29 protein-coding genes and 1 tRNA gene are annotated in these 23,561 nt (G+C 63.5%); 18 read left to right on the top strand and 12 right to left on the bottom strand.

Annotated features, from left to right (window positions below; genetic code table 11):
• Positions 1-79 precede the first annotated feature (79 nt).
• The 5 genes from P3T16_RS30565 to lepB all read left to right on the top strand — a co-directional run bounded on the left by P3T16_RS30565 (position 80) and on the right by lepB (position 5,243).
• Entirely contained in the window at positions 80-1,690 is a 1,611-nt protein-coding gene (locus tag P3T16_RS30565; RefSeq protein WP_429345078.1) for a mannose-1-phosphate guanylyltransferase/mannose-6-phosphate isomerase, read from the top strand.
• Positions 1,662-2,210 carry a flavin reductase family protein gene (locus tag P3T16_RS30560; RefSeq protein ID WP_429256546.1) on the top strand — a complete coding sequence of 183 codons (549 nt, stop codon included), beginning with the start codon at positions 1,662-1,664 and terminating at the stop codon, positions 2,208-2,210. Before P3T16_RS30565 ends, P3T16_RS30560 begins: the two co-directional genes overlap by 29 nt.
• Before the next feature lie 437 nt (positions 2,211-2,647).
• Complete coding sequence (locus P3T16_RS30555; RefSeq protein WP_429256545.1) at positions 2,648-3,367, top strand: FadR/GntR family transcriptional regulator; 720 nt, start codon at positions 2,648-2,650, stop codon at positions 3,365-3,367.
• 117 nt (positions 3,368-3,484) lie between these two features.
• Complete coding sequence (locus tag P3T16_RS30550) at positions 3,485-4,465, top strand: Gfo/Idh/MocA family protein (RefSeq protein ID WP_429345077.1); 981 nt, start codon at positions 3,485-3,487, stop codon at positions 4,463-4,465.
• A gap of 43 nt (positions 4,466-4,508) precedes the next feature.
• Complete coding sequence (lepB, locus tag P3T16_RS30545) at positions 4,509-5,243, top strand: signal peptidase I (RefSeq protein ID WP_429345109.1); 735 nt, start codon at positions 4,509-4,511, stop codon at positions 5,241-5,243.
• A 6-nt stretch (positions 5,244-5,249) separates the two neighbouring features.
• Here the strand turns inward: lepB and P3T16_RS30540 are convergent, their stop codons facing one another.
• The 7 genes from P3T16_RS30540 to P3T16_RS30510 all read right to left on the bottom strand — a co-directional run bounded on the left by P3T16_RS30540 (position 5,250) and on the right by P3T16_RS30510 (position 11,191).
• Entirely contained in the window at positions 5,250-6,290 is a 1,041-nt protein-coding gene (locus P3T16_RS30540; RefSeq protein WP_429345076.1) for a quinone-dependent dihydroorotate dehydrogenase, read from the bottom strand.
• A gap of 55 nt (positions 6,291-6,345) precedes the next feature.
• Positions 6,346-7,203: an arginyltransferase gene (locus P3T16_RS30535; RefSeq protein WP_429256542.1), complete on the bottom strand. Its 858-nt coding sequence runs from the start codon at positions 7,201-7,203 to the stop codon at positions 6,346-6,348.
• 106 nt (positions 7,204-7,309) lie between these two features.
• Positions 7,310-8,047, bottom strand: a complete 738-nt coding sequence (gene aat / locus P3T16_RS30530) for a leucyl/phenylalanyl-tRNA--protein transferase (RefSeq protein ID WP_429345075.1) — start codon at positions 8,045-8,047, stop codon at positions 7,310-7,312.
• A gap of 13 nt (positions 8,048-8,060) precedes the next feature.
• Positions 8,061-8,606 (bottom strand): NUDIX hydrolase, encoded by a 546-nt coding sequence (locus tag P3T16_RS30525; RefSeq protein WP_429256540.1) that lies wholly within the window; start codon positions 8,604-8,606, stop codon positions 8,061-8,063.
• Between the two features lie 119 nt (positions 8,607-8,725).
• Positions 8,726-10,306: a hypothetical protein gene (locus tag P3T16_RS30520; RefSeq protein ID WP_429345074.1), complete on the bottom strand. Its 1,581-nt coding sequence runs from the start codon at positions 10,304-10,306 to the stop codon at positions 8,726-8,728.
• Between the two features lie 95 nt (positions 10,307-10,401).
• On the bottom strand, positions 10,402-10,710 hold the full coding sequence (locus tag P3T16_RS30515; RefSeq protein WP_429345073.1) for a ligand-binding protein SH3: 309 nt from the start codon (positions 10,708-10,710) through the stop codon (positions 10,402-10,404).
• 404 nt (positions 10,711-11,114) lie between these two features.
• Positions 11,115-11,191 (bottom strand) — tRNA-Met (locus P3T16_RS30510).
• A 215-nt stretch (positions 11,192-11,406) separates the two neighbouring features.
• On the opposite strand from P3T16_RS30510, the gene P3T16_RS30505 reads away from it, so the two are divergent.
• Both P3T16_RS30505 and P3T16_RS30500 read left to right on the top strand, forming a co-directional pair.
• On the top strand, positions 11,407-11,904 hold the full coding sequence (locus P3T16_RS30505; RefSeq protein ID WP_429256537.1) for a heme-degrading domain-containing protein: 498 nt from the start codon (positions 11,407-11,409) through the stop codon (positions 11,902-11,904).
• 10 nt (positions 11,905-11,914) lie between these two features.
• Positions 11,915-12,247, top strand: coding sequence for a DMT family transporter (locus P3T16_RS30500; RefSeq protein ID WP_429256635.1), 333 nt, complete (start codon positions 11,915-11,917; stop codon positions 12,245-12,247).
• Between the two features lie 50 nt (positions 12,248-12,297).
• Here the strand turns inward: P3T16_RS30500 and P3T16_RS30495 are convergent, their stop codons facing one another.
• Positions 12,298-12,651 (bottom strand): hypothetical protein, encoded by a 354-nt coding sequence (locus tag P3T16_RS30495; protein ID WP_429345072.1) that lies wholly within the window; start codon positions 12,649-12,651, stop codon positions 12,298-12,300.
• 86 nt (positions 12,652-12,737) lie between these two features.
• Entirely contained in the window at positions 12,738-12,935 is a 198-nt protein-coding gene (locus P3T16_RS30490; protein ID WP_429345071.1) for a hypothetical protein, read from the bottom strand.
• A gap of 325 nt (positions 12,936-13,260) precedes the next feature.
• On the opposite strand from P3T16_RS30490, the gene P3T16_RS30485 reads away from it, so the two are divergent.
• Positions 13,261-13,548: a DUF1488 domain-containing protein gene (locus P3T16_RS30485; protein ID WP_429256534.1), complete on the top strand. Its 288-nt coding sequence runs from the start codon at positions 13,261-13,263 to the stop codon at positions 13,546-13,548.
• Positions 13,549-13,591: 43 nt separating this feature from the next.
• Here P3T16_RS30485 and P3T16_RS30480 read toward each other — a convergent pair whose 3' ends face one another.
• The gene (locus tag P3T16_RS30480; protein ID WP_429345070.1) at positions 13,592-14,560 is read right to left on the bottom strand and encodes an NAD-dependent epimerase/dehydratase family protein; all 969 of its coding nucleotides are present in this window, start codon (positions 14,558-14,560) and stop codon (positions 13,592-13,594) included.
• Between the two features lie 152 nt (positions 14,561-14,712).
• Between P3T16_RS30480 and P3T16_RS30475 the strand changes: the two genes are divergently transcribed.
• Both P3T16_RS30475 and P3T16_RS30470 read left to right on the top strand, forming a co-directional pair.
• Positions 14,713-15,456 (top strand): TetR/AcrR family transcriptional regulator, encoded by a 744-nt coding sequence (locus P3T16_RS30475; protein WP_429345069.1) that lies wholly within the window; start codon positions 14,713-14,715, stop codon positions 15,454-15,456.
• A 40-nt stretch (positions 15,457-15,496) separates the two neighbouring features.
• On the top strand, positions 15,497-16,627 hold the full coding sequence (locus P3T16_RS30470; protein ID WP_429345068.1) for an enoyl-CoA hydratase/isomerase family protein: 1,131 nt from the start codon (positions 15,497-15,499) through the stop codon (positions 16,625-16,627).
• A 132-nt stretch (positions 16,628-16,759) separates the two neighbouring features.
• On the opposite strand, the gene P3T16_RS30465 is transcribed toward P3T16_RS30470, so the two are convergent.
• Positions 16,760-17,185 (bottom strand): hypothetical protein, encoded by a 426-nt coding sequence (locus P3T16_RS30465; RefSeq protein WP_429256530.1) that lies wholly within the window; start codon positions 17,183-17,185, stop codon positions 16,760-16,762.
• Between the two features lie 388 nt (positions 17,186-17,573).
• Between P3T16_RS30465 and ssuD the strand changes: the two genes are divergently transcribed.
• The 7 genes from ssuD to P3T16_RS30430 all read left to right on the top strand — a co-directional run bounded on the left by ssuD (position 17,574) and on the right by P3T16_RS30430 (position 21,858).
• Positions 17,574-18,731 (top strand): FMNH2-dependent alkanesulfonate monooxygenase, encoded by a 1,158-nt coding sequence (ssuD, locus tag P3T16_RS30460; RefSeq protein WP_429345067.1) that lies wholly within the window; start codon positions 17,574-17,576, stop codon positions 18,729-18,731.
• Positions 18,732-18,851: 120 nt separating this feature from the next.
• Entirely contained in the window at positions 18,852-19,658 is an 807-nt protein-coding gene (ssuC, locus tag P3T16_RS30455) for an aliphatic sulfonate ABC transporter permease SsuC (protein WP_429345066.1), read from the top strand.
• Positions 19,655-20,692 carry an ATP-binding cassette domain-containing protein gene (locus tag P3T16_RS30450; protein WP_429345065.1) on the top strand — a complete coding sequence of 346 codons (1,038 nt, stop codon included), beginning with the start codon at positions 19,655-19,657 and terminating at the stop codon, positions 20,690-20,692. The genes ssuC and P3T16_RS30450 overlap by 4 nt, the downstream gene beginning before the upstream one ends.
• 48 nt (positions 20,693-20,740) lie before the next feature.
• Entirely contained in the window at positions 20,741-20,956 is a 216-nt protein-coding gene (locus tag P3T16_RS30445) for a TOBE domain-containing protein (RefSeq protein ID WP_117333809.1), read from the top strand.
• A 169-nt stretch (positions 20,957-21,125) separates the two neighbouring features.
• Complete coding sequence (locus P3T16_RS30440; RefSeq protein ID WP_429256525.1) at positions 21,126-21,320, top strand: hypothetical protein; 195 nt, start codon at positions 21,126-21,128, stop codon at positions 21,318-21,320.
• A gap of 122 nt (positions 21,321-21,442) precedes the next feature.
• The gene (locus P3T16_RS30435; protein ID WP_429345064.1) at positions 21,443-21,700 is read left to right on the top strand and encodes a hypothetical protein; all 258 of its coding nucleotides are present in this window, start codon (positions 21,443-21,445) and stop codon (positions 21,698-21,700) included.
• 26 nt (positions 21,701-21,726) lie between these two features.
• Positions 21,727-21,858, top strand: a complete 132-nt coding sequence (locus P3T16_RS30430; protein WP_429345108.1) for a glyoxalase superfamily protein — start codon at positions 21,727-21,729, stop codon at positions 21,856-21,858.
• A 106-nt stretch (positions 21,859-21,964) separates the two neighbouring features.
• Here the strand turns inward: P3T16_RS30430 and P3T16_RS30425 are convergent, their stop codons facing one another.
• Positions 21,965-22,234, bottom strand: a complete 270-nt coding sequence (locus P3T16_RS30425) for a hypothetical protein (protein WP_429256522.1) — start codon at positions 22,232-22,234, stop codon at positions 21,965-21,967.
• 306 nt (positions 22,235-22,540) lie between these two features.
• Between P3T16_RS30425 and dusA the strand changes: the two genes are divergently transcribed.
• Positions 22,541-23,542 carry a tRNA dihydrouridine(20/20a) synthase DusA gene (gene dusA / locus P3T16_RS30420; protein WP_429345063.1) on the top strand — a complete coding sequence of 334 codons (1,002 nt, stop codon included), beginning with the start codon at positions 22,541-22,543 and terminating at the stop codon, positions 23,540-23,542.
• Positions 23,543-23,561 lie beyond the last annotated feature (19 nt).

Genomic DNA, 23,561 nt, shown 5'->3' with positions numbered 1-23,561 from the left:
CGCGCCGCGCGCATCACGTGCCTGTGCAGCGTGTGGTGTGTTGCGCGCGCTGAACGCTGTAGCCACGGGAGAGGGTCGGATGAACGATCTCGCATTGCCTTTAACGCTCCGTGACCGTGACGCGAAGTCGCGTTGCACGGTTCAGCCCGTGATTCTTGCGGGTGGGTCGGGTACGCGGCTGTGGCCGCTGTCGCGCGAGCAGTATCCGAAGCAGATGATCGGCCTCATCGACGACGAGTCACTGCTCGAAGCCACGCTGCGCCGTCTCGACGGCGCGTTCGTGCCGGCCTCCGATGACGCTGGCGACATCGATGTGGTCAAGGCCGCGCCGATGATCGTCTGCGGTGAAGACCTGCGCCTGTTGACCGTCGACAAGCTCGAACGCTGCGGCAAGGCCGCGCGGCTGGTGCTCGAACCGCTGCCGCGCAATACGGCGCCCGCATTGACCATTGCCGCGCTCGCTGCACTGGGCGACGCGCCGGCCGGCAGCGACCCGGTGCTGATCGTCATGCCGGCCGACCATCTGATCGCCGATCAAGCCGTCTTTGCACGTGCGCTCGAAGAGGCCGTCACGCATGCGGCGCGCGGTGCGATTGTCGCGCTCGGCGTGCCGCCGGAGCGTGCCGAAACCGGCTACGGCTATATCCGTACGGGCGTAGCGAGCGGCGAGAATGGCGCGCGCGCAATCGACCGCTTCGTCGAAAAGCCTGACGCCGAACTCGCCGCGCACTACGTTGCTTCCCGCGAATACTGGTGGAATAGCGGCATCTTCGTTGTGCGCGCATCGGTCTGGCTCGATGCGATCGGGTTGTGCTGTCCCGCGATCGCATCGGCGTGCGCGGATGCCTTCGCACGCGCATCGATCGAGGGCGATGGCGCGTTGCGGCTCGATCGCGCGGCCTTCGCGAACTGCCCGTCCGATTCGATCGATTACGCGGTGATGGAACAGATCACGAGCGACACGCGGCTCACCGGCGTCGTCGTGCCGTTCGTCGCGGGATGGTCCGATGTCGGTGCATGGGACGCCGTGTGGGACGTCTCGAAGAAGGATGCCGACGGCAACGTCGCGCGCGGCCGCGTGCTGTTCGAAGGCTCGCACGACAGCTTCGCGCATTCGGATGGACGTCTTGTGGCGTGCGTCGGCGTGAGCGGCGTGGTGGTCGTCGAAACAGCGGATGCGGTGCTCGTCGCGTCGAAGGATCGCGTGCAGGATGTGAAGGCGATCGTCGGCCGGCTGAAGGCCAGCGCCGGCACCGAAGCGAAGGAGCATCGCAAGGTGCAGCGGCCGTGGGGCTGCTATGACTCGATCGATCACGGCGAGCGTTTTCAGGTGAAGCGCATTGTCGTGAAGCCGGGCGGACGGCTGTCGTTGCAGATGCATCATCACCGCGCGGAGCACTGGGTGGTCGTGCGCGGCACGGCGCGTGTCACGCGCGGCGAAGAGCGTTTCCTGCTGTCCGAAAACCAGTCTACGTATATCCCGCTTGGCGTCACGCACCGGCTCGAAAATCCCGGCAAGACGCCACTCGAAATCATCGAGGTGCAATCGGGCAGCTATCTCGGCGAAGACGACATCGTGCGCTTCGACGATCAGTACGGACGCGCCGCGACGGGCGCCGCCGGGCAGGGAACCTTGAACGGAACCGTGACGGGGGCCGACGATGAATGCACGGGCACTTCCGGTCAGTGACACAGCGTGTCCTGACCGTGCGGCGAACGAGGCCGCCGCGGGTTTCGACGAGCGCCATTTTCGGCGCGCGCTCGGCCGCTTTGCAACGGGCGTCGTCGTGATCTCGACGGGTAGCGGGGATCATCTGCATGCGATGACCGCCAACGCGTTCATGTCGGGCTCGCTCAAGCCGCCGCTGATCGTCGTGTCGGTCGGGCATCGCGCGCGCATGCACGAGCGCCTGATGCAGAGCGATCTGTTCGGCGTCAGCGTGCTGTCCGACGAACAGGAGCCCCACAGCCGGCACTTCGCCGGCGAGCCGCAGACCTGGCTTGCGCCGAGCTTTACGGAGGTCGACGGCCTCGACGGTGTCGTGCTGCTCGATCGTGCAGTCGCGCGTTTTGGCGCGCGCGTCGTCGACCGGCATCCGTGTGGCGATCACACGCTGTTCGTCGGCGAGGTGCTGGCGTTCTCGCTGGACGAGCACGCGCCACTGGTGTTCTTCGGCGGCCGCTACGCTTCGGTCGCACGCGATCATTGACCCGCCTCGCGTGTTACCGCTCTTTCGAGGCCGCTACGCCTGGCCTTCCCCAGTTTCGAACCGGTGTGTCCCATTCTGTGCGCAGCCACGTGCACGAACGCGTGCGGGAACGCGGACGCGGCAGCCTTCCTGCGCGGACCGATCGCATGAACGACGCGAACGACCGTACGCGTACGTCTTCGCGGTTCTTTCATCTCATGCAAGGCAATGCAATTTTTTCACGTCGCATCCGTTGAGCGCCATGCGGCGTGCGCCTCTCGGGGCAATGCGTTACGCAGACGAAACAATTTGTCAGAGGGATAACCCTGTCAGGACGTATCCCAACTGGCGCATCTCTTATGAACGAAGCAACGTACAGAAAAACAATGAGTAAACACACGAGGGCGCACGGGTCAACGGGCAATGCAGGCGACAGACGCCAAATCGGGGAGAGTGTCATGGAACAGACGAACAAGGACCGCTCGCTGGTGAGCAAGGTCATGGATGGGCTCGTCACGGGCATCGTCGAAGAGAAATATGGTGCGGTGCTGCCACCGCAGGATGTGCTGTCGAAGGATTTCGACGTCAGTCGAACGGTGATGCGCGAGGCGCTTTCGATGCTGCTCGCGCGCCACATGCTCGACGTGCGTCCGAAGATCGGCACGCGCATCCGCCCCATGCACGACTGGCGCATGATCGATGAGGAAGTCGTGAACTGGCGCTTTCGGGCGAAGCCGGACCCGACCTTCCTGCGCGATGTGATCGAGTTCCGTATGCTGATCGAACCCCGCGCGTCGGCGCAGGCGGCCGCGCGCGCGACGCCCGCCGAGATCGCGGGCATCCGCGATGCGTACACGGCGTTCCGTGCGCTGCGCCCGGGCGATGCGGGTTACGTGGACGCGGACGAGCTGCTTCACACGCGGATCCTGGTGGCGAGCGGCAACCAGTTCTTCCAGCAGATGGCCGCGATCATTCGTGGCGCGCTGTCGGCGGCGCGTGAGGTGGTCGACCAGAAAGAAGGCGTCTGGCAAACGACCGTCGATACGCATGCCCGCGTGGTGGACGCGATCGAACGTCATGATCCGAAGGAAGCGGAGGCGGCCTCGCGCGCGCTGATCGACTTCACGTCCGATGAGATCTGCCGCATGTTCGAAGCGGAACGGCCCATGTCCGGCTGACGATGTGACACTGCAATTCCAGTGAAGGGCGGGTGGGCGATGCGGGCATCGTCTCCCGGCGGTGCTGACATGCGCGACAATGTCGCTGTCAGCCATTGCACTGGAAGCGCTACATCGATGAAAGAAGACACCGTGATCCGCTGGGGCATCGTCGGGACAGGGCGCATCGCGCGTCGTTTTGCGCAGGGTCTCGCGCACGTGCCCAACGCACAGGTCACCTCGCTATGGTCGCGCCGGGCTGAACCCGCTCACGCGTTCGCCGCGGAGTTCGGCGGCGCTGCGTACGGAAGCCTCGACGCGCTGCTCGCGAGCGATATCGACGCCGTTTATATCGCCACCCATCAGGACAGCCACGCAGACTACGCGATCGCCGCGCTCGCAGCCGGTGCTCACGTGCTGTGCGAAAAGCCCGCGACCGTCAACGCGGCGCAATTCGATCGCGTGGTTGCTGCGGCGCACGCCGCGCAACGGCTGTTCATGGAAGCGATGAAGCCGCCGTTCTATCCGCTCTATCGCAAGCTGCGCGCGCAGCTCGCCGACGATCCCATCGGCGCCGTCGGGCTTGTGCGTGCCGGCTGCTCGGTGCCGGGCGTGCCGCCCGATCATCCGTCGCTGTCGTTCGATCACGCGGGCGGCGCGCTGCTCGACATCGGCATCTACGAGATGTTTCTGGCAGTCGACTGGCTCGGCGCGCCGCTCGATGTGCAGACGATCGGCCGGCTGGGCGCGACGGGCGTCGATATGTTCGCGAGCCTCAACAGCCGTCATGAACACGGCATCGCGCAGTTATTCTGCGGTCTCGATCTGGCGGGCAAGGGCGATGCGCTGATTGCCGCGACGGGCGGCCACGTGACGATCCATGAGAACTGGTGGAACCCGGTGCGCGCGACGATCTGTTACACGGGTGGCCGCGTCGTCGAACTCGATGCGCCATTCGAAGGCGGCGGCCTCAACTATGAGACCGCGCACTTCTGCGAGCTGATTCGCGAGGGGCAAGCCGAAAGCCCGATTATGACGCATGCAAAGTCACGACAGATGATCTCGATGGCGGACGCCGCACGCGCGGCGCTCGGTCTGCGGTTCGCCGCCGACGAGTGATACGATCTGCACGTTCATGCCGCTGCAGACTGTCTGCAACGGCATGTTCGAGCTTTCGATTTCCTTGCCGCAGGAGCAGGTTGTGACCCGCATGTTGATGAGATTCTGGCGTAGCAATAAAAGCCTGATTGCCTTCCTCGCGCTGATGGTGCTGTTTCGCAGCGCGGTGGCCGACTGGAACGTCGTGCCGAGCGGCTCGATGCTGCCGACGATCCGCGAAGGCGACCGCATTCTCGTCGACAAGATGGCCTACGACCTGCGTATTCCGCTCACGCACATTGCGATTGCGCACCTGCACGATCCGCAGCGCGGCGATATCGTGACGATCGATTCATCGGCGGCGCATGAGCTGATTGTGAAGCGGCTGATCGGCCTGCCTGGCGACCGCATCGCGATGCGCAACAACGTGCTGTATGTGAACGGCGTGCGCGCGAACTATCAGCCGGTGCAGCTGATGCCGCTGCCGGGCGACGCGTTTTCGCCGGGCGACTATCTGCGGGAGCGCTTTGCGGGTGTGTCGCACGTGGTGCGGCTGTCGGAGATTTCGCCGAGCCCGCGTCGTTCGTTCGGGCCTGTGATCGTGCCCGCGAACGAATATCTGATGCTCGGCGACAATCGCGATGACAGCGCCGATTCACGCTACTTCGGCTTCTTTCCGCGCAAGGAACTGATGGGCCGCACGCGGCGCGTCGCGTATTCGCTCGACCCCGATCACTTCTACAGGCCGCGCTTCGATCGATTCGGCGCGGCCCTCGATGGCCTGGCGCGCGGCGGTTGAACTGCTTTACGCGCTGGCGGTAGCCGAGGCGAGCGCCCGCGCGCATTCCGAAACCAGCGCCGGGCCGCGATAGATGAACCCCGTGTAAAGCTGCACCAGCGACGCGCCGGCTGCGAGCTTGGCGCGCGCATCGTCGCCCGAGAAAATGCCGCCGACGCCGATGATCGGCACCGTCTCGCCAACTTCCGCGTGCAGCTTGCGGATCACTTCGTTCGATGCATCGAACACCGGACGGCCGGACAGGCCGCCCGCTTCGTCCGCGTGCGGCAGACCCTTGACGGCTTCGCGCGACAGCGTCGTGTTGGTTGCGATCACGCCTTCGAACTGGTGGCGCAGCAGCGTGTCGGCGATCGACTTGATCTGCTCGTCGTCGAGATCCGGCGCAATTTTCAGCGCGAGCGGGACCAGTTTGCCGTGCAGATCGGCGAGACGCTGCTGCTTGTCCTTCAGCGCCGCGAGTAGCGCGTCGAGTTCACCCGCGCCCTGCAACTGGCGCAGATTCTTCGTATTCGGCGACGAGATGTTGACCGTCACATAGCTCGCGAACGGGTACACACGTTCGAGACAGTACAGATAGTCTTCGGCGGCGCGCTCGATCGGCGTGTCGGCGTTCTTGCCGATATTCAGGCCCAGGATGCCGCGATAGCGCGCGGCCTGCACGTTCTTCACGAACTGGTCGACGCCCGCGTTGTTGAAGCCCATCCGGTTGATGACCGCATTCGCTTCCGGCAACCGGAACATGCGCGGCCGCGGATTGCCTGGCTGCGCGCGCGGCGTGACCGTGCCGACTTCGATAAAGCCGAAGCCCAGTGCAGCGAGGCCGTCGATGCACGCGCCATCCTTGTCGAGCCCGGCCGCAAGGCCAACCGGATTGCGGAACGTCAGACCCATGACGGTGCGCGGCGAGTCGGGCACACGCGGTGCGAGCGCGCCGGCAAGGCCGGTGCGGCCGGCGGCGCCGAGCATACGGAGCGTCAGATGATGAGCGTCTTCCGCGTCCATGCGAAAGAGCCGGGCGCGCACGAGCGGATACAGGGAGCTGAACAAGGGGGAACTGAACACGGGACGAAGCCGGGCGGCCGGAAAATGGGAACCCGCTATTTTAGCCGATGCCGCCGCCGCGTCCGTTGGGTCCGCTGCCTGGTCCGACGCTGGGTCCACCGTGTAAGGCCGGGCCGACCGGAGACAGGTCGAGGTTCCCGGTATCGAGCACTTTCCACAGGCCTTCGTGAAGCCCTTCGAGCGGCCGGAAATTCGCCTTGTACGCCATCTTCTGGCTCTCGCGAATCCAGTAGCCGAGATAGACGTACGGCAGGTTCAGGCTGCGCGCCTGTTCGATCTGCCAGAGGATGTTGTAGGTGCCGAAGCTCGCATGCTGCTGGTCCGGATCGAAGAACGTATAGACCGAGGACAGGCCATCGCCGAGGATGTCGATCATGCTGACCATCCGCAGGACGCCAGGCAGGTCCGGATGGCCGCTGTGCGGCGCCTCGCGGAACTCGACGAGACGCGAGTTGATCCTGCTTTGCAGCAGGAACTGTTCGTACTGGTCGCGGCTGTCGCGATCCATGCCGCCGCCGGCGTGCCGTGCCGACTGGTAGCGCATGTAGAGCGCGTAGTGTTCTTCGTCGTAGTGAAGCGGCGAGACGGACGCGATCAGCTGGCCGTGCTTTTTCCATACGCGACGTTGCGTGCGGTTCGGCTCGAAGCGCTCGACGGGCACACGCACCGGCACGCAGGCGCGGCAGCCGTCGCAGTAAGGGCGATAGGTGAAGACGCCCGAGCGCCGGAAACCCGCCTTGACGAGCTCGGTGTAGACGTCGGAGTTGATCAGGTGACTGGGCGTGGCGACCTGCGAGCGTGCGATACGCCCCTCCAGGTAGCTGCAAGGGTAAGGCGCCGTCGCGTAGAATTGCAGCGCCGAAAGCGGTGACAGCGGCAGCTCATTCGGGTGAGTCACGTTGGCAGCTCTCGAAGCGTTTTCTGGTCCCGCAAACCCGGCGGTGCTTTCCGTGGCGCGGATCTGAACGACCGCTTCGCGCCAGCGTTGCCCCACCGTTTGCCCTTCACGCCGCCCGCGTGACGACGTCGGACAGTACGGTCTTGTCGAAGCACCAGGGAATCGAAGGAGCATCGACAGACGCGCGGACATGCGCGACGAACGCCTTGCGCGCTATCTCGCGACCGCCCAGCGAAGCCAGATGCGACGTGTTCTGCTGGCAGTCTATCATTTCTATTTCATGACGTCGCAAGTGGGCGACCAGCGCGGAGAGCGCTATTTTCGAGGCATCCGAGACTTCGGCGAACATCGATTCGCCAAAGAACATGTGCCCGAACGACACGCCGTACAACCCGCCGACGCGCCTGCCTTCGTACCAGGTTTCGATGCTGTGCGCGTCGCCCGCGCGGTGCAGCGACGTATAGGCTTCCACCACATCCGCCGTGATCCACGTGCCGCGCTGGCCGTGGCGTGGCATCAGCGCGCAGGCGCGCATCACGCTCGCGAAGTCGTCATCGACGCGGATCTCCCACGCGTCGTCGCGCAGCACGCGTTTGAGCGTCTTCTTCAGCGAAGGTGAGATCTTGAATTCGCCCGTCTGCAGGACCATGCGCGGGTCGGGACTCCACCAGAGCACCGGCTGGCCGTCCGAATACCACGGGAAGATGCCGCGCCGGTAGGCGTCGATGAGCCGGGACGGCAGCAGGTCGGCGCTCGCGGCGAGGAGACCAGGCGCACCGCTGGCCGCCCCGAGCGCGCGCTCGACGGGCGGAAACGGATCGTCGGGTCCGAGCCAGGGCACCATGCTCGCGGCCCGCTCAGCCGTCGCGCAGCGAGCGGAAGATGTCGCCGGTATGCAGACCGTAGTTGCCCGACGCACGATCAGCGAAGAAGAACCGCAGCGTCTGGCCGACGGTCGGGAACGCGATGTCGTCCCAGGGGATTTCGTGTTCTTCGAAGAGGCGGACTTCGAGGCTTTCCTCGCCGGCGGCGATGTCGAGATCGAGCAGGCGCGCCATATAGAACAGATGGACCTGATGCACGTGCGGCACGTTCAGGAGCGAGAACAGGTTCTGCACTTCGACGCGCGCGCCGGCTTCCTCGAGCGTTTCGCGCGAAGCCGCTTCGGCCGTGGTTTCGCCCATTTCCATGAAGCCCGCGGGCAGCGTCCAGTAGCCGTAACGTGGCTCGATCGCGCGACGGCACAGCAGCACCTTGTCGTCCCACACCGGAACGGTGCCGACGACGTTGCGCGGATTCTGATAGTGCACGGTGCCGCAATCGGCGCACACGAAGCGCTCGCGGTTGTCGCCGGGCGGAATGCCGAGGCTGACCGCGTGGCCGCAGACGGAACAGAATTTCATGGAAAGGGGAGCGAGGAACGGTGATGGGAGTTTATCACCGGGGCGAGGGTTCACGACGGGCTGTCGATCTTCCCGCCGGGCGTTCCATCGTGAACCGCTGTCGCGATCCCGCCTTCAGGTCAGTGGCACGCGCGCCGTTCGAACAGCGACCAGTCGGGCACTGCCTTCACGAGTACCACCTCGCACTCGTCGTTCTTGAAGAGCGTGGCCGGCAGCGGCTGCGTGTGACGCACGAAGAAGTAGCGGTACGCGCGACCGTCCACTGCGTGCCAGTCGAAGCCATCCGCCGTCGACTCCTGCGGACCCGGCCGCACCGCAGGAATGCGATCCGGCCGGAACCGCACGATCTGTGGCAGGAAAAATGCGAAATTGAAATCGACGAAGCCCTGGCGCTCGGCCTGATACCAGAGCGGATACGTGTGATACGTCCACAGGTTATGGATGGTCGTGCTCTCGGGCGCGAAGATCAGGCTGAGCGCACGCTGGCCCGGTTCCGTCGCCGAAAGCAGCGTTTCGAACGGTGCGTTCTCGACCGCGAAGCGATGGTCGCGCACGGCCAGCATCCCCAGATACGACCAGCAGAACAGCGCCAGCACGATCGGCGTCAGCCGCGTGACGGCGGACGATGCCGCGCGGCTTGCCGATGCTGGATCAGCCTGAAACATCAGTGCGTACACGGGCAGCAGGAAAATCGCGAAGCGTTGATAGAGCAGGGCGATGCCGAGCGCGTCGGATGGCGCGCAAAACCAGATGAACACGATCGCGAGCATCGGCAGCAGTGCGGTCGGATCCCGATAGTTGAGTTTCGCGCGCAGCAGCCATGGCGCCGCCAGCATGAATACCGCGCCGAGGAAGAAGTACCCGTCCTTCATCTCGGAGGCGAGGGTATAGAGCAGAAAATTGTAGACACGGTGCCAGCCGATCGGACCCTTCCAGTCCCATGTCATGTCGGACGATGCCTGCGTCGCCGCGCCCGGTATGACGAGATCGTTGTGCCGCACGTAGACCAGATACGCGAGCGTCAGTGCGCCGAGCAGCACGTATGGGACGACCGCGCGCGCGATGCGCGCCGGTTGCCTGATGAAGCACGGAATGAACGCAGCGCCGACCGCGCACGCAAACAGGAAGACGAGGCCGTGAGAGAAGAACAGCACCACGCCGGCGACGGCCAGGCCGATCCCGCGTGCGACGGACGGCGCACTGGCAAAGCGTCGCGCGAGAACCAGGAAGTACAGTCCCACCGGCACGGCGAGCAGGTACGTATAGAAACCATATTGATACGCGAAGCCGAAAAAGCCAGGCACGTATAGCCAGTCGAGGCGCGCATCGGCATCGTATTCCTTGCGAAGCGCGACGCCGGCTGCGACGTACGCGTAGAACGCCAGCATCATGAAGAGCTTCAGCGCGCTGACGACCGGCATCACGAATGACAGCACGAACGCGAGACCATAGCCGAGCAGATAGGGCGTGAAGAAGTTGGCGCGGACGAGATCGGCCCAGGGCGACGTGCCCGTGACCAGATCGTGCAGCATCGAGACCTGGGCGGCGTGTTGCGGCAGATCGCCCATCGGCGGCCGGGGCGCTATCCAGAACAGCGCGCCCGCGAGCAGCACCGTGCACAAGAAAAGGAACCGGCCAAGCCGTGCGCCTGTGTTGTTGCGGTTATCGGCGACGATCGGCGGAATGGGGGCAGTGTTCAATTTATTAACCTCGTTTGCCGGATACGTTCGCCGTGGATGCGAAACGCCGCTGCATTCCTGTCACGTGAGCGCGACGGAAGTGCCTTGCTGGCCGCTCAGGCCTGCGGCGTAATGGATGAAAAAAGCAGAACCACGCCGACCAGCAGGAATCCCGCTCCCGTCAGCGTTCTTAATGTCAGTGCCTCGTTGCTCACCATTCCGAAAACGAAGATCTCGAACACCGTCACGCCGACCATTAACGGGTATGCGACGCTCAGTTCGATTTTCTTCAGGGCGATTGCATAAAAGATAAAGCCCAGACCATATGCGCCAAGTGCGCCGACGCGCAGCAACATCGCCTGATTGAGGAGTGCGGAGAGATGGCTGAAATCGTCCACCGATTTGCCGGCGATTCGAAGCAGCACGCTTGCCGTCGCACTGCAGGTGCCGCTTAGCAGCAGAAATATTATGTACATTTTGGCGTGTAGCTAGCGGTCAGGAGATCGGCATGCCGCTTTGACATCGCGCGACACTCTATTTTCGTGAAACATACAGGGCCGGTGAATAGACGTGTGTTCGCTATCCCACGTCGCGGAATATCGAGAGGCCTGGCGAGGCGGCGGAAGAAGGGAAAGGGAACGGCATGCGCGCTGGGTGTAGCGCATGTGTTTGATCAGGTGTAGTGCGGATTCGTGGATCGCGGCGAGCAAACACGCCGCCGCTGATCAGAAAGCAAAAAGCCCATCACAGGGATGGGCTTTGATGCTTCGAACTAATTCTTTCGAGGACTTAGGCTTTCTATTCACCATTCACAGGCGACATCTTTGAATGGTTGCGGGGGTAGGATTTGAACCTACGACCTTCGGGTTATGAGCCCGACGAGCTGCCAGACTGCTCCACCCCGCGTCCGTCGAAGAAAAGATTATAGGACAGATCGAGAGCCGGTGCAACAGCTATTCAAGAACCGGCTTAAATGTGCTTCGCTCCTGACTCCTGACGCTACCTGCGCGTGCTGCTTCAAGAGCGCCGCGGGAAGGACGCGCAACACGCTGCGCTAGAATTGAGCGCTTCCCGTGCCGCCCGAGCGCGGCCTCATCTCTCATCTCTGATTTTCTCCGCCCATGGACATCGCTCACGATCTTCAGTCGATTCTCGCCCAGGAAAAAGCGCTGGTGTTTCCCCGCTTCGATGCCGACCGTGCCTGGCAGGTCGGCGCATATCTGCATGAAGTGGCGAAGGCGCGTGGACTCGCGCTCGCGATCGACGTGCGTACGTTTGGCCAGCCGCTGTTTTTCAGCGCACTCGATGGCGCGACACCCGACAATGTCGACTGGGCGCGTCGCAAGGGCAACGTGGTCGCGCATTTTCGCCGTAGCTCGTATGCAATCGGGCTGCGCATGCAGCAGGCCGGTTCGACGCTCGCCGAGAAACATGGTCTGCCGGCGAGCGAGTACGCGTCGCACGGCGGCGCGTTTCCGCTGACCGTCGCAGGTGCGGGCGTTATCGGCTCGGTAACGGTGTCGGGGTTGCCGCAGCGCGCCGATCACGAACTGGTTGTCGAAGCGCTGTGCGCGCTGCTCGAAATGGACTACAGCAAGCTCGCGCTCGCGAAGGCCTGACCCCATGCGCCTGCCTCCTTACGCATGGCTCGCCATTGCGATCGTCGCGGAAGTGATTGCGACCTCCGCGCTGCGTGCATCCGACGGCTTCTCGCGGCTCGTGCCTTCGGCGGTCGTCGTGACCGGCTATGCACTGGCGTTCTACTGTCTTTCGATGACGCTTCGATCGATTCCCGTGGGCGTCGTCTACGCGATCTGGTCGGGTGTCGGCATTGTGCTGATCACACTCGTCGCGATCGTGATGTACCGGCAGGTGCCGGATTTCGCGGCCGTCTGCGGCCTCGGGCTGATCGTCGCGGGTGTCGTTGTGCTCAATCTGTTTTCCAGGATGCAGGCGCACTGAAGACGCGCCTGGCACCATCCGGGCGATTCGGGCGCAGCGTGGCCCGGGCGCTATTTGCAGCGAATGATCATCGAGCGGTTCTTCACGTTCGCCGACACCACGTTCGTGACGCCGCCGCCCGCGGCGCCGCCTTCGTCGTTGTCCTTCGAGATGATGTCGTAGCCCGTCGCGCCGCACGCATTGCCGGCCTGAACGTAGCACGATGCCCAGCTCGAGCCGGCATCGGCGCCGCTACAGTTCACCGCGAAGCCAGTCTGGCCGTTCGGCAGATTGATCAGCGATGTCGTATTCGACGATGCGCACGCGCTCAAGCCTGCAATCAGCAGCGCGGCACAGGGCAGGGCGGCAATGCGCGCCGCGGTAAAAAGGGCAGACGGGCGCATGCGCCGCTCGAATGACTTCATTGTGTGTCCTCGCGAATGATGTTGCGTGTGTTGCGTGTGTTGCGTGGTGTTCCGGTAACGCCGGCCGGCAGATGGACCGGCGCGCGTCATGCGATTTCGGGATCGATCCGGATCCCGGCGCCGCTGACGATGCGACGACTTTCGGCGCCGCTTTCGCTCGCCGCGTCTTCCCAGATGCTGATGGCTTTCGGTATGTCGATGCCGTGACGCCCGGCATACGCAAACCACTCACTGGCCGCATCGGGCTCGGGGACTTCATTGTCCCGCAGGAAATATTTTCCCATATCGACGTTCTCTCTCCGGATCTGCGTGGATTCAGGGAACTCCCTTCAACAGTTCGACTATTTGCGCGACGACAAGTGCGCTGCCATCGCTGCGCAGCTCGTCGCAGTGTATGCGGAGACGAAAGGGGCGCCGGCGGATCACAGGGGGCGCGCGGAGACGGCGAAATATGCCGGCACCGGTGGCCTCTTTGCATCGAACGCGCGTGGCTGGACCTTCATGTGTCCCTGCGAGTACCATTACCCCGCCATCCGCTCCTGCGCGCCGATCCCCTTTGGCATCTGCGCCACGAAGCGGTTTATGCCGGATTTTCCTGACGAGGCGACCATGGAAATTCGTTTTCTCGCGGACGCACCCGCTTACCGCGACTTCAACCTGACCCTCGTGTTTCCTGCACTCGTGGACGGCGAACCGGTGCCGTGCGCAATCTCGGTCGAAGCGCTCGAAGACCATTTTGGCGCGCAATCCCACGACAGCGAAGGCTGGCGCCGCGCGTTCGACGCGGGCCGCGCGCACATCGAAGCCGTCGCACGCGAGCATCTGCGGATCAGCAACGGCACACCGGTGCTTCTGAAGAGCGGCCACTTTCCGCCGGGCAACGTGCCGGGCGCGTGACTGCTCAGTGACTGCTCAGGCAGCCGCGCATTTCGCGTAGCGTTCAGGCGGCGCGCGCGACGGCGGTTCGCGCCGCCTCAAACGAACGTGCGATGCCTTCCTCGTACGATGTTTTGCGGATCGGCCCGATCAGCGTGCCGAGCGCGGTGTCGTCGAGCACGACCGGGTCGGTCACGAGGTAGTGCATCTCCACCAGTTCCCGCATCACCGGATTAAAGAGCCCCATCACGCGCAGCGTGGGCTTGCCCGCGACCATCAGCTTCGGTGCACGGCCCGCCAGCGCGTAAGCCTTTTCCGCGACTTCCCGCTGGGTAATCGTGCCCGCGCCGGCCAGATGCAGCACGCGGCCGTATGCCTGCGGCGTACGCGTCAAGGTTTCGACTACCGGGCCGACGTCTGGCATGAAAACGAACTCGTGCGGCACGTCGATCGGGCCGATCATCTGTGCACGCGTGCCACGCGCCGCGCCCTCGAACACGCCGTGCAGGAAACTGCGTTCGATGCCCGGACCGTAAAAATCCGGCAGCCGCAAAACGAGCGTTTCGAGCCCGTGATGGCCATGCGCGTCGAGCACGAGATTTTCCTGCGCAAGACGCATCTTGCCCTTGAAGGTATGCGGCTCGCGCGGATGCGATTCTGTGACCGGCATCGTCTGCGCCCGCCCGTATGGATACACCGTGCCGATCAGGACCAGCCGCTGCACGCCGGCTGCGATCAGTCCGTCGAGCGTTTTCTGCATCAGCGGCGGGTGCATCGCGAACTGGTCATACGGCACGCCGACGAGGTACACCGCGGTGTGCAGGCCCGCTGCGGCCGCCTTGACTGACGCCGGGTCGTCCGGATTCCACGTGACGATTTCCGCATTCGGGTCGCTCCCGAACGACGTTTGCAACGCCTTCCGCCCGCGTCCGATCACCCGGTATTGCCGGCCGGCCGCGCTCAACGCCGCCGCGATGCTTTGCCCAGCCGCGCCTGCGGCACCAAACAGACCTGTTTTTCCTGCAGTTTCCATGTCGACTCCGGGTTTCGCGATGACTTTGGACGGCCTCAGAACGCCATCCAGACTGGCGGTTGATTAACACTTGAGGGTTTACTGAACAACGTTCACTAAACGGTGTTCAGTTTAATTTGACTTTTCAGTTTGTCAACCCGAAAATGCATGACATGGGAATCGCCGAACGAAAGAACCGTCAGAAAATGGCGCTGCGCGAACGCATCCTCGATGCGTCACGGCGCATCGTGATGCGTGAAGGCTTCGCTGCGCTGTCGATGCGCAAGATCGCCGACGCCATCGAATATTCGCCCGCCACGCTGTATCTGCATTTCGCGAGCCGCGACGAGATCGCGCGGGCGTTGTGTGCGGAAGGCTATGCGCAGCTGCTCGCAAGCTTCGAGCCGCTCACGCAGATCGCCGATCCGGGCGAGCGTCTCCGGGCGCTGGGGCGCGCGTATGTCGCCTTCGGCATCGCGCATCCGGAAACGTACCGGCTGATCTTCATGGAGGATCCGACCTACACCGACGCCGCACTCGCCGAGGCCGCCGATGCATCGGACGAAGCGGGTGACGCATCGTTTCGTCTGATGGTCGACTCGATCGATGAACTCAAGGCGGCAGGGCGATTGCCCGCATCTGCGGAAGGCGCGGTGTGGGCCGAAGCGCTGTGGGCCACCATGCACGGCATCGTCGCGTTGAAGCTCACATGTCCCGTCTTTCCACGCACGCCGGTCGATACGCTGATTAACGTCGCGTTCGATGCGTGGTTCGGCTCCGCCACCGCCAGCACTGACGCCGCGACCGCCCAGACGGCACCGCAGGCGCATGCAATGGCCCAGCCCGAACCTGAATCGAAGCCGCGCCCCAAACGCGCGCGTCGCACGGCTGCGAAACCGGAATCGCCGGTCACGTGATACCGTTCAGTTCCCGATTCATTCAATCTCCCCGCAGCCCATGTCCATCACCGCAACGCCCGCAACCAGCGACGAAATCATCACCTATGTCGCAAACCATATTGGCTTCATCGAACTCGAGCGTCCCAAGGCGCTGAATGCACTGTCCACCGGCATGATCCGCGCGATGCATGCCGCGCTGGAAAGCTGGCGTGAAGATCCCGACGTGCTCGCGGTCGTCGTGCGCAGCCAGCATGCGCGGGCGTTCTGCGCGGGTGGCGATATCCGCTTTCTGTACGGGGCGGCGCAACGTGGCGATCGTGATCTGCTGGACACTTTTTTCACTGAGGAATACGCGCTCAATCACGCGATCTTCACGTATCCGAAGCCGTATATCGCGTTGATGAGTGGCGTCGTGATGGGCGGCGGCATGGGCATTTCGCTGGGCGCGCATCGCACGCACGGCTTGCGTGTCGTGACCGGCTCGACCCGCATGGCAATGCCCGAAACCCGTATCGGACTATTCCCCGACGTCGGCGCCGGCTGGTTTCTCGCGCGCACACCGGGCGCACTCGGCCGCTATCTGGCGATCACTGGCGAGACGATCGGCGCGGCCGATGCGCTCTATGCAGGTCTCGCCGATACCTATATCGACGATGCGGCGTTGCCTGCCCTGATCGATACGTTGAAGAGCGAGTCGTTCGAATCTGGCGCGGATATCGTGGCGTGCGTCGAGCGCGAAGCGGCCCGCTGCAAGGTCATGCCGAGGCCGGATGCATCGCCGCTTGCGCAGGCGCGTGCGCTGATCGACCGGCATTTTTCGAAAGCCGACGTCGCGCAGATTCTGAAATCGCTGGAAACGGAAGAGGAATGTGAGGCGGCCGAATGGGCCGAGCAGACCATCGCCGTATTGCGCGAACGCTCGCCGCTATCGATGGCGATTTCGCTCGAGGTGGTGACGCGCGCCGAAGGATCGATGGCGGAGTGTCTGCGTCGCGATCTCGATCTGACGCGCTCGTGCTTCAGTCACGGCGACGTGATCGAAGGCGTTCGGGCGCGCATCATCGACAAGGACAATCGTCCGGCATGGCGCTCCGCGCGGATCGAAGATGTGCCGGCCGAAGAGGTCGAGAAGATGTTCGACAGCCCGTGGCCGGCGGCAGAACATCCGTTGCGTGAGCTTCACGACTAGCCAGCTGGAGGCCGGGCTGTAATGGCCCGGTCGTTTCTGCCGCGCCGCAGTCCGTGCGATCCCGGCAGTTGCAACAGTCCCAATCCCCGGTCGCTCGGTCACGCGCCATTCGCCGGGGCATTCCGCAAACGCCTACTCCTCCTCATGCGCGGCCATGAACGCCCGCATGAAGACCAGCGCGCCCCAGCCCCACATCGCATTGGCCGCGAAGCCGACGGCAAGCCGCGGCAGCATGTTGCCGCTCGGCCAGATGCCGCGCAACGGATCGACAACGAACACGCTTGCTGCGGTCAGCACGATGCCGCCGAACACGAACGCCTGAACCCACGGCGCGATCCGCTCAGGCGATATGCGCAACAGCCACGCCATCAGCACGGCCCAGACCGAACTCCAGATTGCATTCGCGATGAATCCGGGCAAACCGAGTGGCAGAAAAGGGTCGGTCGAGAAGCCCGTCGGGTCGATCAGCCCGGCGGCGTGCAACAACGCGAGCGTCGATTCGTGAAAGAACAGGGAAGCCAGAAAGCCAGACACGAACGGCAGGATGATCTTTTGCATGCATTGCACCGCCAGGGGCACGTCGGCGAGGTTCGCAGCGCCGTGCCGGGATTATCGGAAAACGTGCGTCATTATATAGACCGCCAGCGCCCACACCGCGCACGCGGTGGCGCGTGCCACGCTCGCCGTGCCCGTATGCTAAAGCGTCGGGCAAATCACGAAAGTGGAAAACCTAAGCTCAAATAAATCGTTCAAAAGCTTCAACCCCGTCCCTAGACTGTTTCCCCATGCAGACGCTTTAGCCGTCGCCCCTCTGGCGCACGACAGTGCGCGTCGCGCGTTCCTCGATGATGCCGCTTCATCGCCGTTGTCATGGATGGCGAGGCGTGTTGTCGCGTGTGTCCGCCCGACCGGATTCACCCGTTTCGAATAAAAGCAGGAGCAGCCCATGAATGTGTTCTGGTTCATTCCGACTCACGGCGACAGCCGCTATCTCGGCACGTCCGAAGGCGCGCGCGCAGCCGACTACGACTACTTCCAGCAGATCGCCGTCGCAGCCGATACGCTCGGCTACGAGGGCGTGCTGCTGCCCACCGGCCGTTCGTGCGAAGACGCCTGGGTGGTTGCGTCGAGTCTGATTCCGGTCACAAAGCGCCTCAAGTTTCTCGTCGCGATCCGGCCGGGCATCGCGTCGCCGGGTCTGTCGGCGCGTATGGCGGCGACCTTCGACCGTCTCTCCAACGGACGTCTGCTGATCAACGTCGTGACGGGCGGCGACGCAGCCGAACTCGAAGGCGATGGACTCTTCGTCGATCACGATACGCGTTACGAAATCACCGACGAGTTCCTTCGCATCTGGCGTGCCCAGCTCACCGCCGCGCACACGAACGATTCGATCGACTTCATCGGCAGGCATCTGACGTCGAAGGGCGGCAAGGCGCTGTATCCGCCCGTGCAGAATCCGCATCCGCCGCTGTGGTTCGGTGGTTCGTCGCCGGCGGCGCACGAGATGGCGGGCGAGCACATCGATACGTATCTGACGTGGGGCGAGCCACCCGCAGCCGTCGCGAAGAAGATCGCCGACATCCGTTCGCGCGCCGAAGCGCGGGGCCGCAAGATCAGATTCGGCATCCGCCTGCACGTGATCGTGCGCGAAACCGAAGAAGAAGCATGGGCCGCCGCCGACAGGCTCATCAGCAAGCTCGACGATGAAACCGTCGCACGCGCGCAGGCTTCGTTTTCGAAGATGGATTCCGAAGGACAGCGTCGCATGGCCGCGCTGCACGGCGGCAAGCGTGGCAGTCGCCAGGAACTCGAGGTGTATCCGAACGTGTGGGCCGGTGTCGGGCTCGTGCGCGGCGGCGCGGGCACCGCGCTTGTCGGCAATCCGCAGCAGGTCGCGGCGCGCATGAAGGAGTATGCAGAGCTGGGCATCGAGACATTCATTCTGTCCGGCTATCCGCATCTCGAAGAATCGTATCGCTTCGCCGAACTCGTGTTTCCGCTGTTGCCGGACCGGCTGAAGAAGACCGCGAGCGGTCCGCTGTCAGGACCGTTCGGCGAGATCGTCGGCAACAACTATCTGCCGAAGGCAGCGCAGAGTTGACCGAGTGTTGAACGCGCGTTGCGCTGGTTGAACCGTTGACCTGAAACGGTCAGCTGACGCAACTGGCCATGAGCGGCAGTAACAGGCAACGTCGAAAAAGCATCGAAAAGGAATCACATCATGGCTGAATCGCGTATCAGGACGGGACGTCTCCGGCGGCTCGGCGCACACGTCGCACCGTGGATCGCACCTTTGCTGATCCTGCTCGCGTGGGAAGTGGCCGCGCGCAGTGGCGTGCTGTCCGCGCGCGTGCTGCCCGAACCGCTGGCGGTCGTGAAGGCCGCGTGGTCGCTGATCCGCTCAGGCGAAATGTGGGCCGACGTGAAGGTCAGCACGTGGCGCGCGGTGTCGGGATTTGTCGTCGGCGGGGGCATCGGTCTCGTGCTCGGTCTCGCGACGGGTCTCTTCGGGCCGGCCGAAGTCGTGCTCGATTCGACCGTGCAGATGATCCGCAACATTCCCGCGCTCGCGATGATTCCGCTAGTGATCCTCTGGTTCGGTATCGAAGAAGAGGCGAAGGTGTTTCTCGTCGCGCTCGGCGTGTTCTTTCCGGTTTACGTGAACACGTACCACGGCATCCGTTCAGTCGACGCGAACCTGGTCGAGATGGCGCGCAGTTACGGCGTGAAGGGCTTCGCGCTTTATCGACATGTGGTGCTGCCGGGCGCGTTGCCTTCGATTCTCGTCGGCGTGCGGTTCGCGTTCGGGCTGATGTGGGTCACGCTGATTGTCGCGGAAACGATCTCCGCGCAGTCGGGCATTGGCTATATGACGATGAATGCGCGCGAGTTTTTGCAGACCGATGTCGTGGTGGTCGGCATTTTGTTGTACGCGGCGCTGGGCAAGCTCGCCGACATGCTCGCGAAGCGTCTGGAGCGCGTCACGTTGCGCTGGCATCCTGCGTATCAACGAGGAGCGAAAGCATGAGCGCAACGCTTTTTTCCGCCTCGTATGCCGGCGTCTCGGGTCTCGATCTGGAAGCCGAACTGGCGCAACCGCGCACGCTCGATCACGATCGTGCCGAAGCCGCGGCGCTCGATGTTTCTGACAGTGCGTTTGATCTCGACAGCGTTTCCAGCGGGGCCCGCGTTGACACTGCATCGCAGGCACTCATCCGCGAAGCGCCGCGCGCAGCCGGCAACGCCGTCGAGCTGCGCGGCGTCGGTAAACGGTATGGCGAGCGCACGGTGCTGTCGGATTTCAGTCTTTCGATCGAGCGCGGCAGCTTTGTCGCGATCGTTGGCCGGAGTGGTTGCGGCAAGTCGACGCTGCTGCGCCTCGTCGCCGAACTCGAAGCGCCCGACGCCGGCGTGCTCGAAAAGCGCGACGCACACGGCGCGCCGCTCGACACGCGGATCATGTTTCAGGATGCGCGTCTCTTGCCATGGAAGACCGTGCTGCAGAACGTGATGCTGGGCCTCGGCCGTGGCGCCCGCGAAGACGCGCGTGCCGTGCTGGCCGAAGTCGGCCTCGCCGGGCGCGCGAACGACTGGCCTGCGCAGCTATCCGGCGGTCAGCGTCAACGCGTTGCGCTGGCGCGCGCGCTCGTGCATCGGCCGCAACTGCTGCTGCTCGACGAGCCGCTTGGCGCGCTCGATGCGCTCACGCGAATCGAGATGCATGCGCTGATCGAGCGGCTGTGGCGCGAGCATCAGTTCACCGCGCTGCTCGTCACGCATGACGTGCACGAGGCCGTGGCACTCGGCGATCGCATTCTGCTGATCGAGGAAGGGCGCATCGCGCTCGACCAGCCTGTGCCGCTCGCACGTCCGCGTGCGCGCGCGTCGGCGGCCTTTGCCGCGCTCGAAGAACACGTGCTGCAGCGTGTGCTGAAAACCGCATCGAACGACGACGCCCTGTCGTATCCCGCTGATGTCGCCGAAGGTGCCACGGGTGTCTTCGGGAACACCGATGTGACAGGTCATCCCGTGCGGCCGACGGAAGTCCGTTGGGCCGTTTGATGTTCGTTGCCTGACCGCTTTTTAATCGTTCTACTGGAGTCACTCGATATGAGCATTTCCGCAATCAATGTACGTAATCAGTTCAAAGGCAAGGTCAAGGAAATCATCCGCGGACCGGTCGTATCCGAAGTCGATGTCGATACGCCATTTGGCATCGTGACTTCGGTGATCACGACGCGTTCCGTCGATGAACTCGAACTGAAAGTCGGCGCGGAAGTGGTCGCGCTGGTGAAGTCGACAGAGGTGTCGATCGCACGCCTGTAAGACGTGATCCGCGCGTGTCCGTGACTGCGTTTCACGGCATGTCACGACGGGCGATCGCGTGCTGTTGCGGTATTACCCAGCCGAACCGGGGACGCGTGCGTCCCAGAATCGCCGCTGTGCGATTCCGTGGAAGTGCTAGGATGAATTGAGCATGTTGAAGGAGACAGCCATGCCGAAATCCCTGAGTACGGAAGCGATCGACGCGCTGCGGCTGCTGAACGAGGTTGGCATCGGGCAGCCCGCGCCCCAGCTGCCGTCAGGCGTCGCGGCTGAATTGCTGAGTGCCGGCGTTGCGACCCGCAGCGCGGACCACGTCGAAATTACCTGCGACGGCAGAAAATATCTATCCGGCGATTGCGATTGATCCGACCGCTACGGTCGATCGCACCCGTGTACGCTGGATCGTGATGACATGAAGCTGATTGCGGATGCGCCGTCGTCCGCGGGATGGTTGCGCGTTGCCGTTCAGAAAACGTGAGGAAAGGCATGAAACCCGTCGGCGCCGACATGGGCGACTACACAGAACGTTACGGGGACTACGACATCGAGGTCGCGGTCGAGCAGGTGCTGACCGGCGTCAAGGCGCACTTTCGCGTGCTGAAGGCGGGCGCCGTCGCGATCGACTGGCGCCTCGTGCATATCGACCGGCTGTGGTCGACGGAGCACGGCGCGGCCGAAGCCGGCTTTCGCGCTGCACGCGAGGCCATCGACGCAGCTGACGGCACCGGCACCGACATGCGCTGATCGTGCGCGAATCGTCGCGTCTCGCGATGTTCCCGGGCGTCGAGCAGACAGGCTGGGGCAGGGTGATGGAGGTTTTCGATCCGTTCGGGAACTGGATACGGTTCTGCGAATTGTCGAAGCAGACAGCGGGAGAAGACGCGCGGAGGAAGGCTGGATGAGCCGGTTAAGCGAGAGCGGTGAGGCGGTAACAGCGGGGCGGTAAAGCGGGGAAAACCGGAAAAGCGAAAGCCGGACGCCCTTGTGAGGCGTCCGGCTTGCAGTCAATTAATGACCGAAGAACACCGAGCCAGGGCCGGTTTGTTCTGCGCGGCTGCCGGATTGCGACGACGACGCGTTGACACCGCCGTAGGCGCTATTGGAAGCCTGAGCGGCACGCTCAGCAGCGACGGTCTGCGCATTCTGGCCTTGCTGCGAAGCAGGCGCGCCGACGGTCGGGTTGTAATGCGGCGCCGGGCCGTAGCCACTTGCGAAGGCAGGAGCTGCGATTGCAGCAGAGGCGGCGATCAGGACGGCGGCGATAAGCTTGCTCTTCATGGTGACTCTCCAATAAACGTTGATTTCGGTACGAAGCCGTTGCGGAAGCGTTTTGTTTTTCACCTGTCGCAACGTCGATGGAGCTAGTGTATTCCCCTACTATCGAAAATTTGTACCCATAATTTGAATTTACTATTCTGCAATCAGGAACAATGGTTCGAAGCCTTTGAGAACAGGCGTTCCGGACGTTTCGACCCCTGTTTGGGGCGTTCCGGACGGGTTTAAGTCCTCAACGTCGGCAGGGACAAGCTGTGTCGACGGCATGCTGTAAAATCGCGGTTTGATTCCCGCCGTCTGGCCGTTCCCATGTCTTCATCTCAATCCCCGAGTCCCCGTCGCGTCAGCGTTGCGCCGATGATGGACTGGACCGATCGCCACTGCCGCTCGTTTCACCGCATCCTGTCGCGCCACACGTGGCTCTATACGGAGATGGTGACGACGGGCGCGCTGATTCACGGCGATGTCGCGCGTCATCTCGCGTTTACGGCCGACGAAGCGCCCGTTGCGTTGCAACTGGGCGGGAGTGAGCCGGCGGACCTCGCGCGCGCAGCGAAACTGGGTGAGCAGTGGGGCTACGACGAGATCAATCTGAATTGCGGCTGCCCGTCGGAACGCGTGCAGCGCGGCGCATTCGGCGCGTGTCTGATGAACGAGCCGCAGCTCGTTGCGGACTGCGTGAAGGCAATGCGCGATGTGGTGTCGGTGCCGGTGACGGTGAAGCATCGGATCGGCGTTGACGCGGTGGAAGAGTACGGTTTCGTGAGCGACTTCGTCGGCACGATCGCCGACGCAGGCTGCGACGTGTTCATCGTGCATGCGCGCAATGCGATCCTCAAAGGGCTGAGCCCGAAGGAGAATCGCGAGATCCCGCCGCTCAAATACGATTACGCGTACCAGTTGAAGCGCGAGTTCCCGCACCTCGAAATCATCCTGAACGGCGGCGTGAAAACACTCGACGAGGTCGAGACCCATCTGCAGCATGTCGATGGCGTGATGCTCGGGCGCGAGGCGTATCACAACCCGTATGTGCTCGCGGATGTCGACGCGCGTTTCTACGGTTCGTCAGAACCTGCGCTGAGTCGCGAAGCCGCTGAAGCAAAGCTCATCGAGTATTGCGCGGCCGAGCTTGCGCGCGGGACGTTCCTCGGTGGCGTGACGCGTCATGCGCTTGGGCTGTATCGCGGTGTCGCGGGTGCGCGTGGGTGGCGTCGTGTACTGTCCGATAACAAAAAGCTCGCGTTGGGCGATCTCGCGATCTTCGACGAAGCGCGCACGCATCTGCGTGAGCCCGCCGAAATGTTTGAATAAGGGGCTAGGCAAACGCTAT

This window comes from Paraburkholderia sp. GAS42 (assembly GCF_050436565.1).
Taxonomy (GTDB): Bacteria; Pseudomonadota; Gammaproteobacteria; order Burkholderiales; family Burkholderiaceae; genus Paraburkholderia.
Note: the sequence above shows the minus strand (reverse complement) of the source record. Positions and strands in the feature narration are given on the sequence as shown.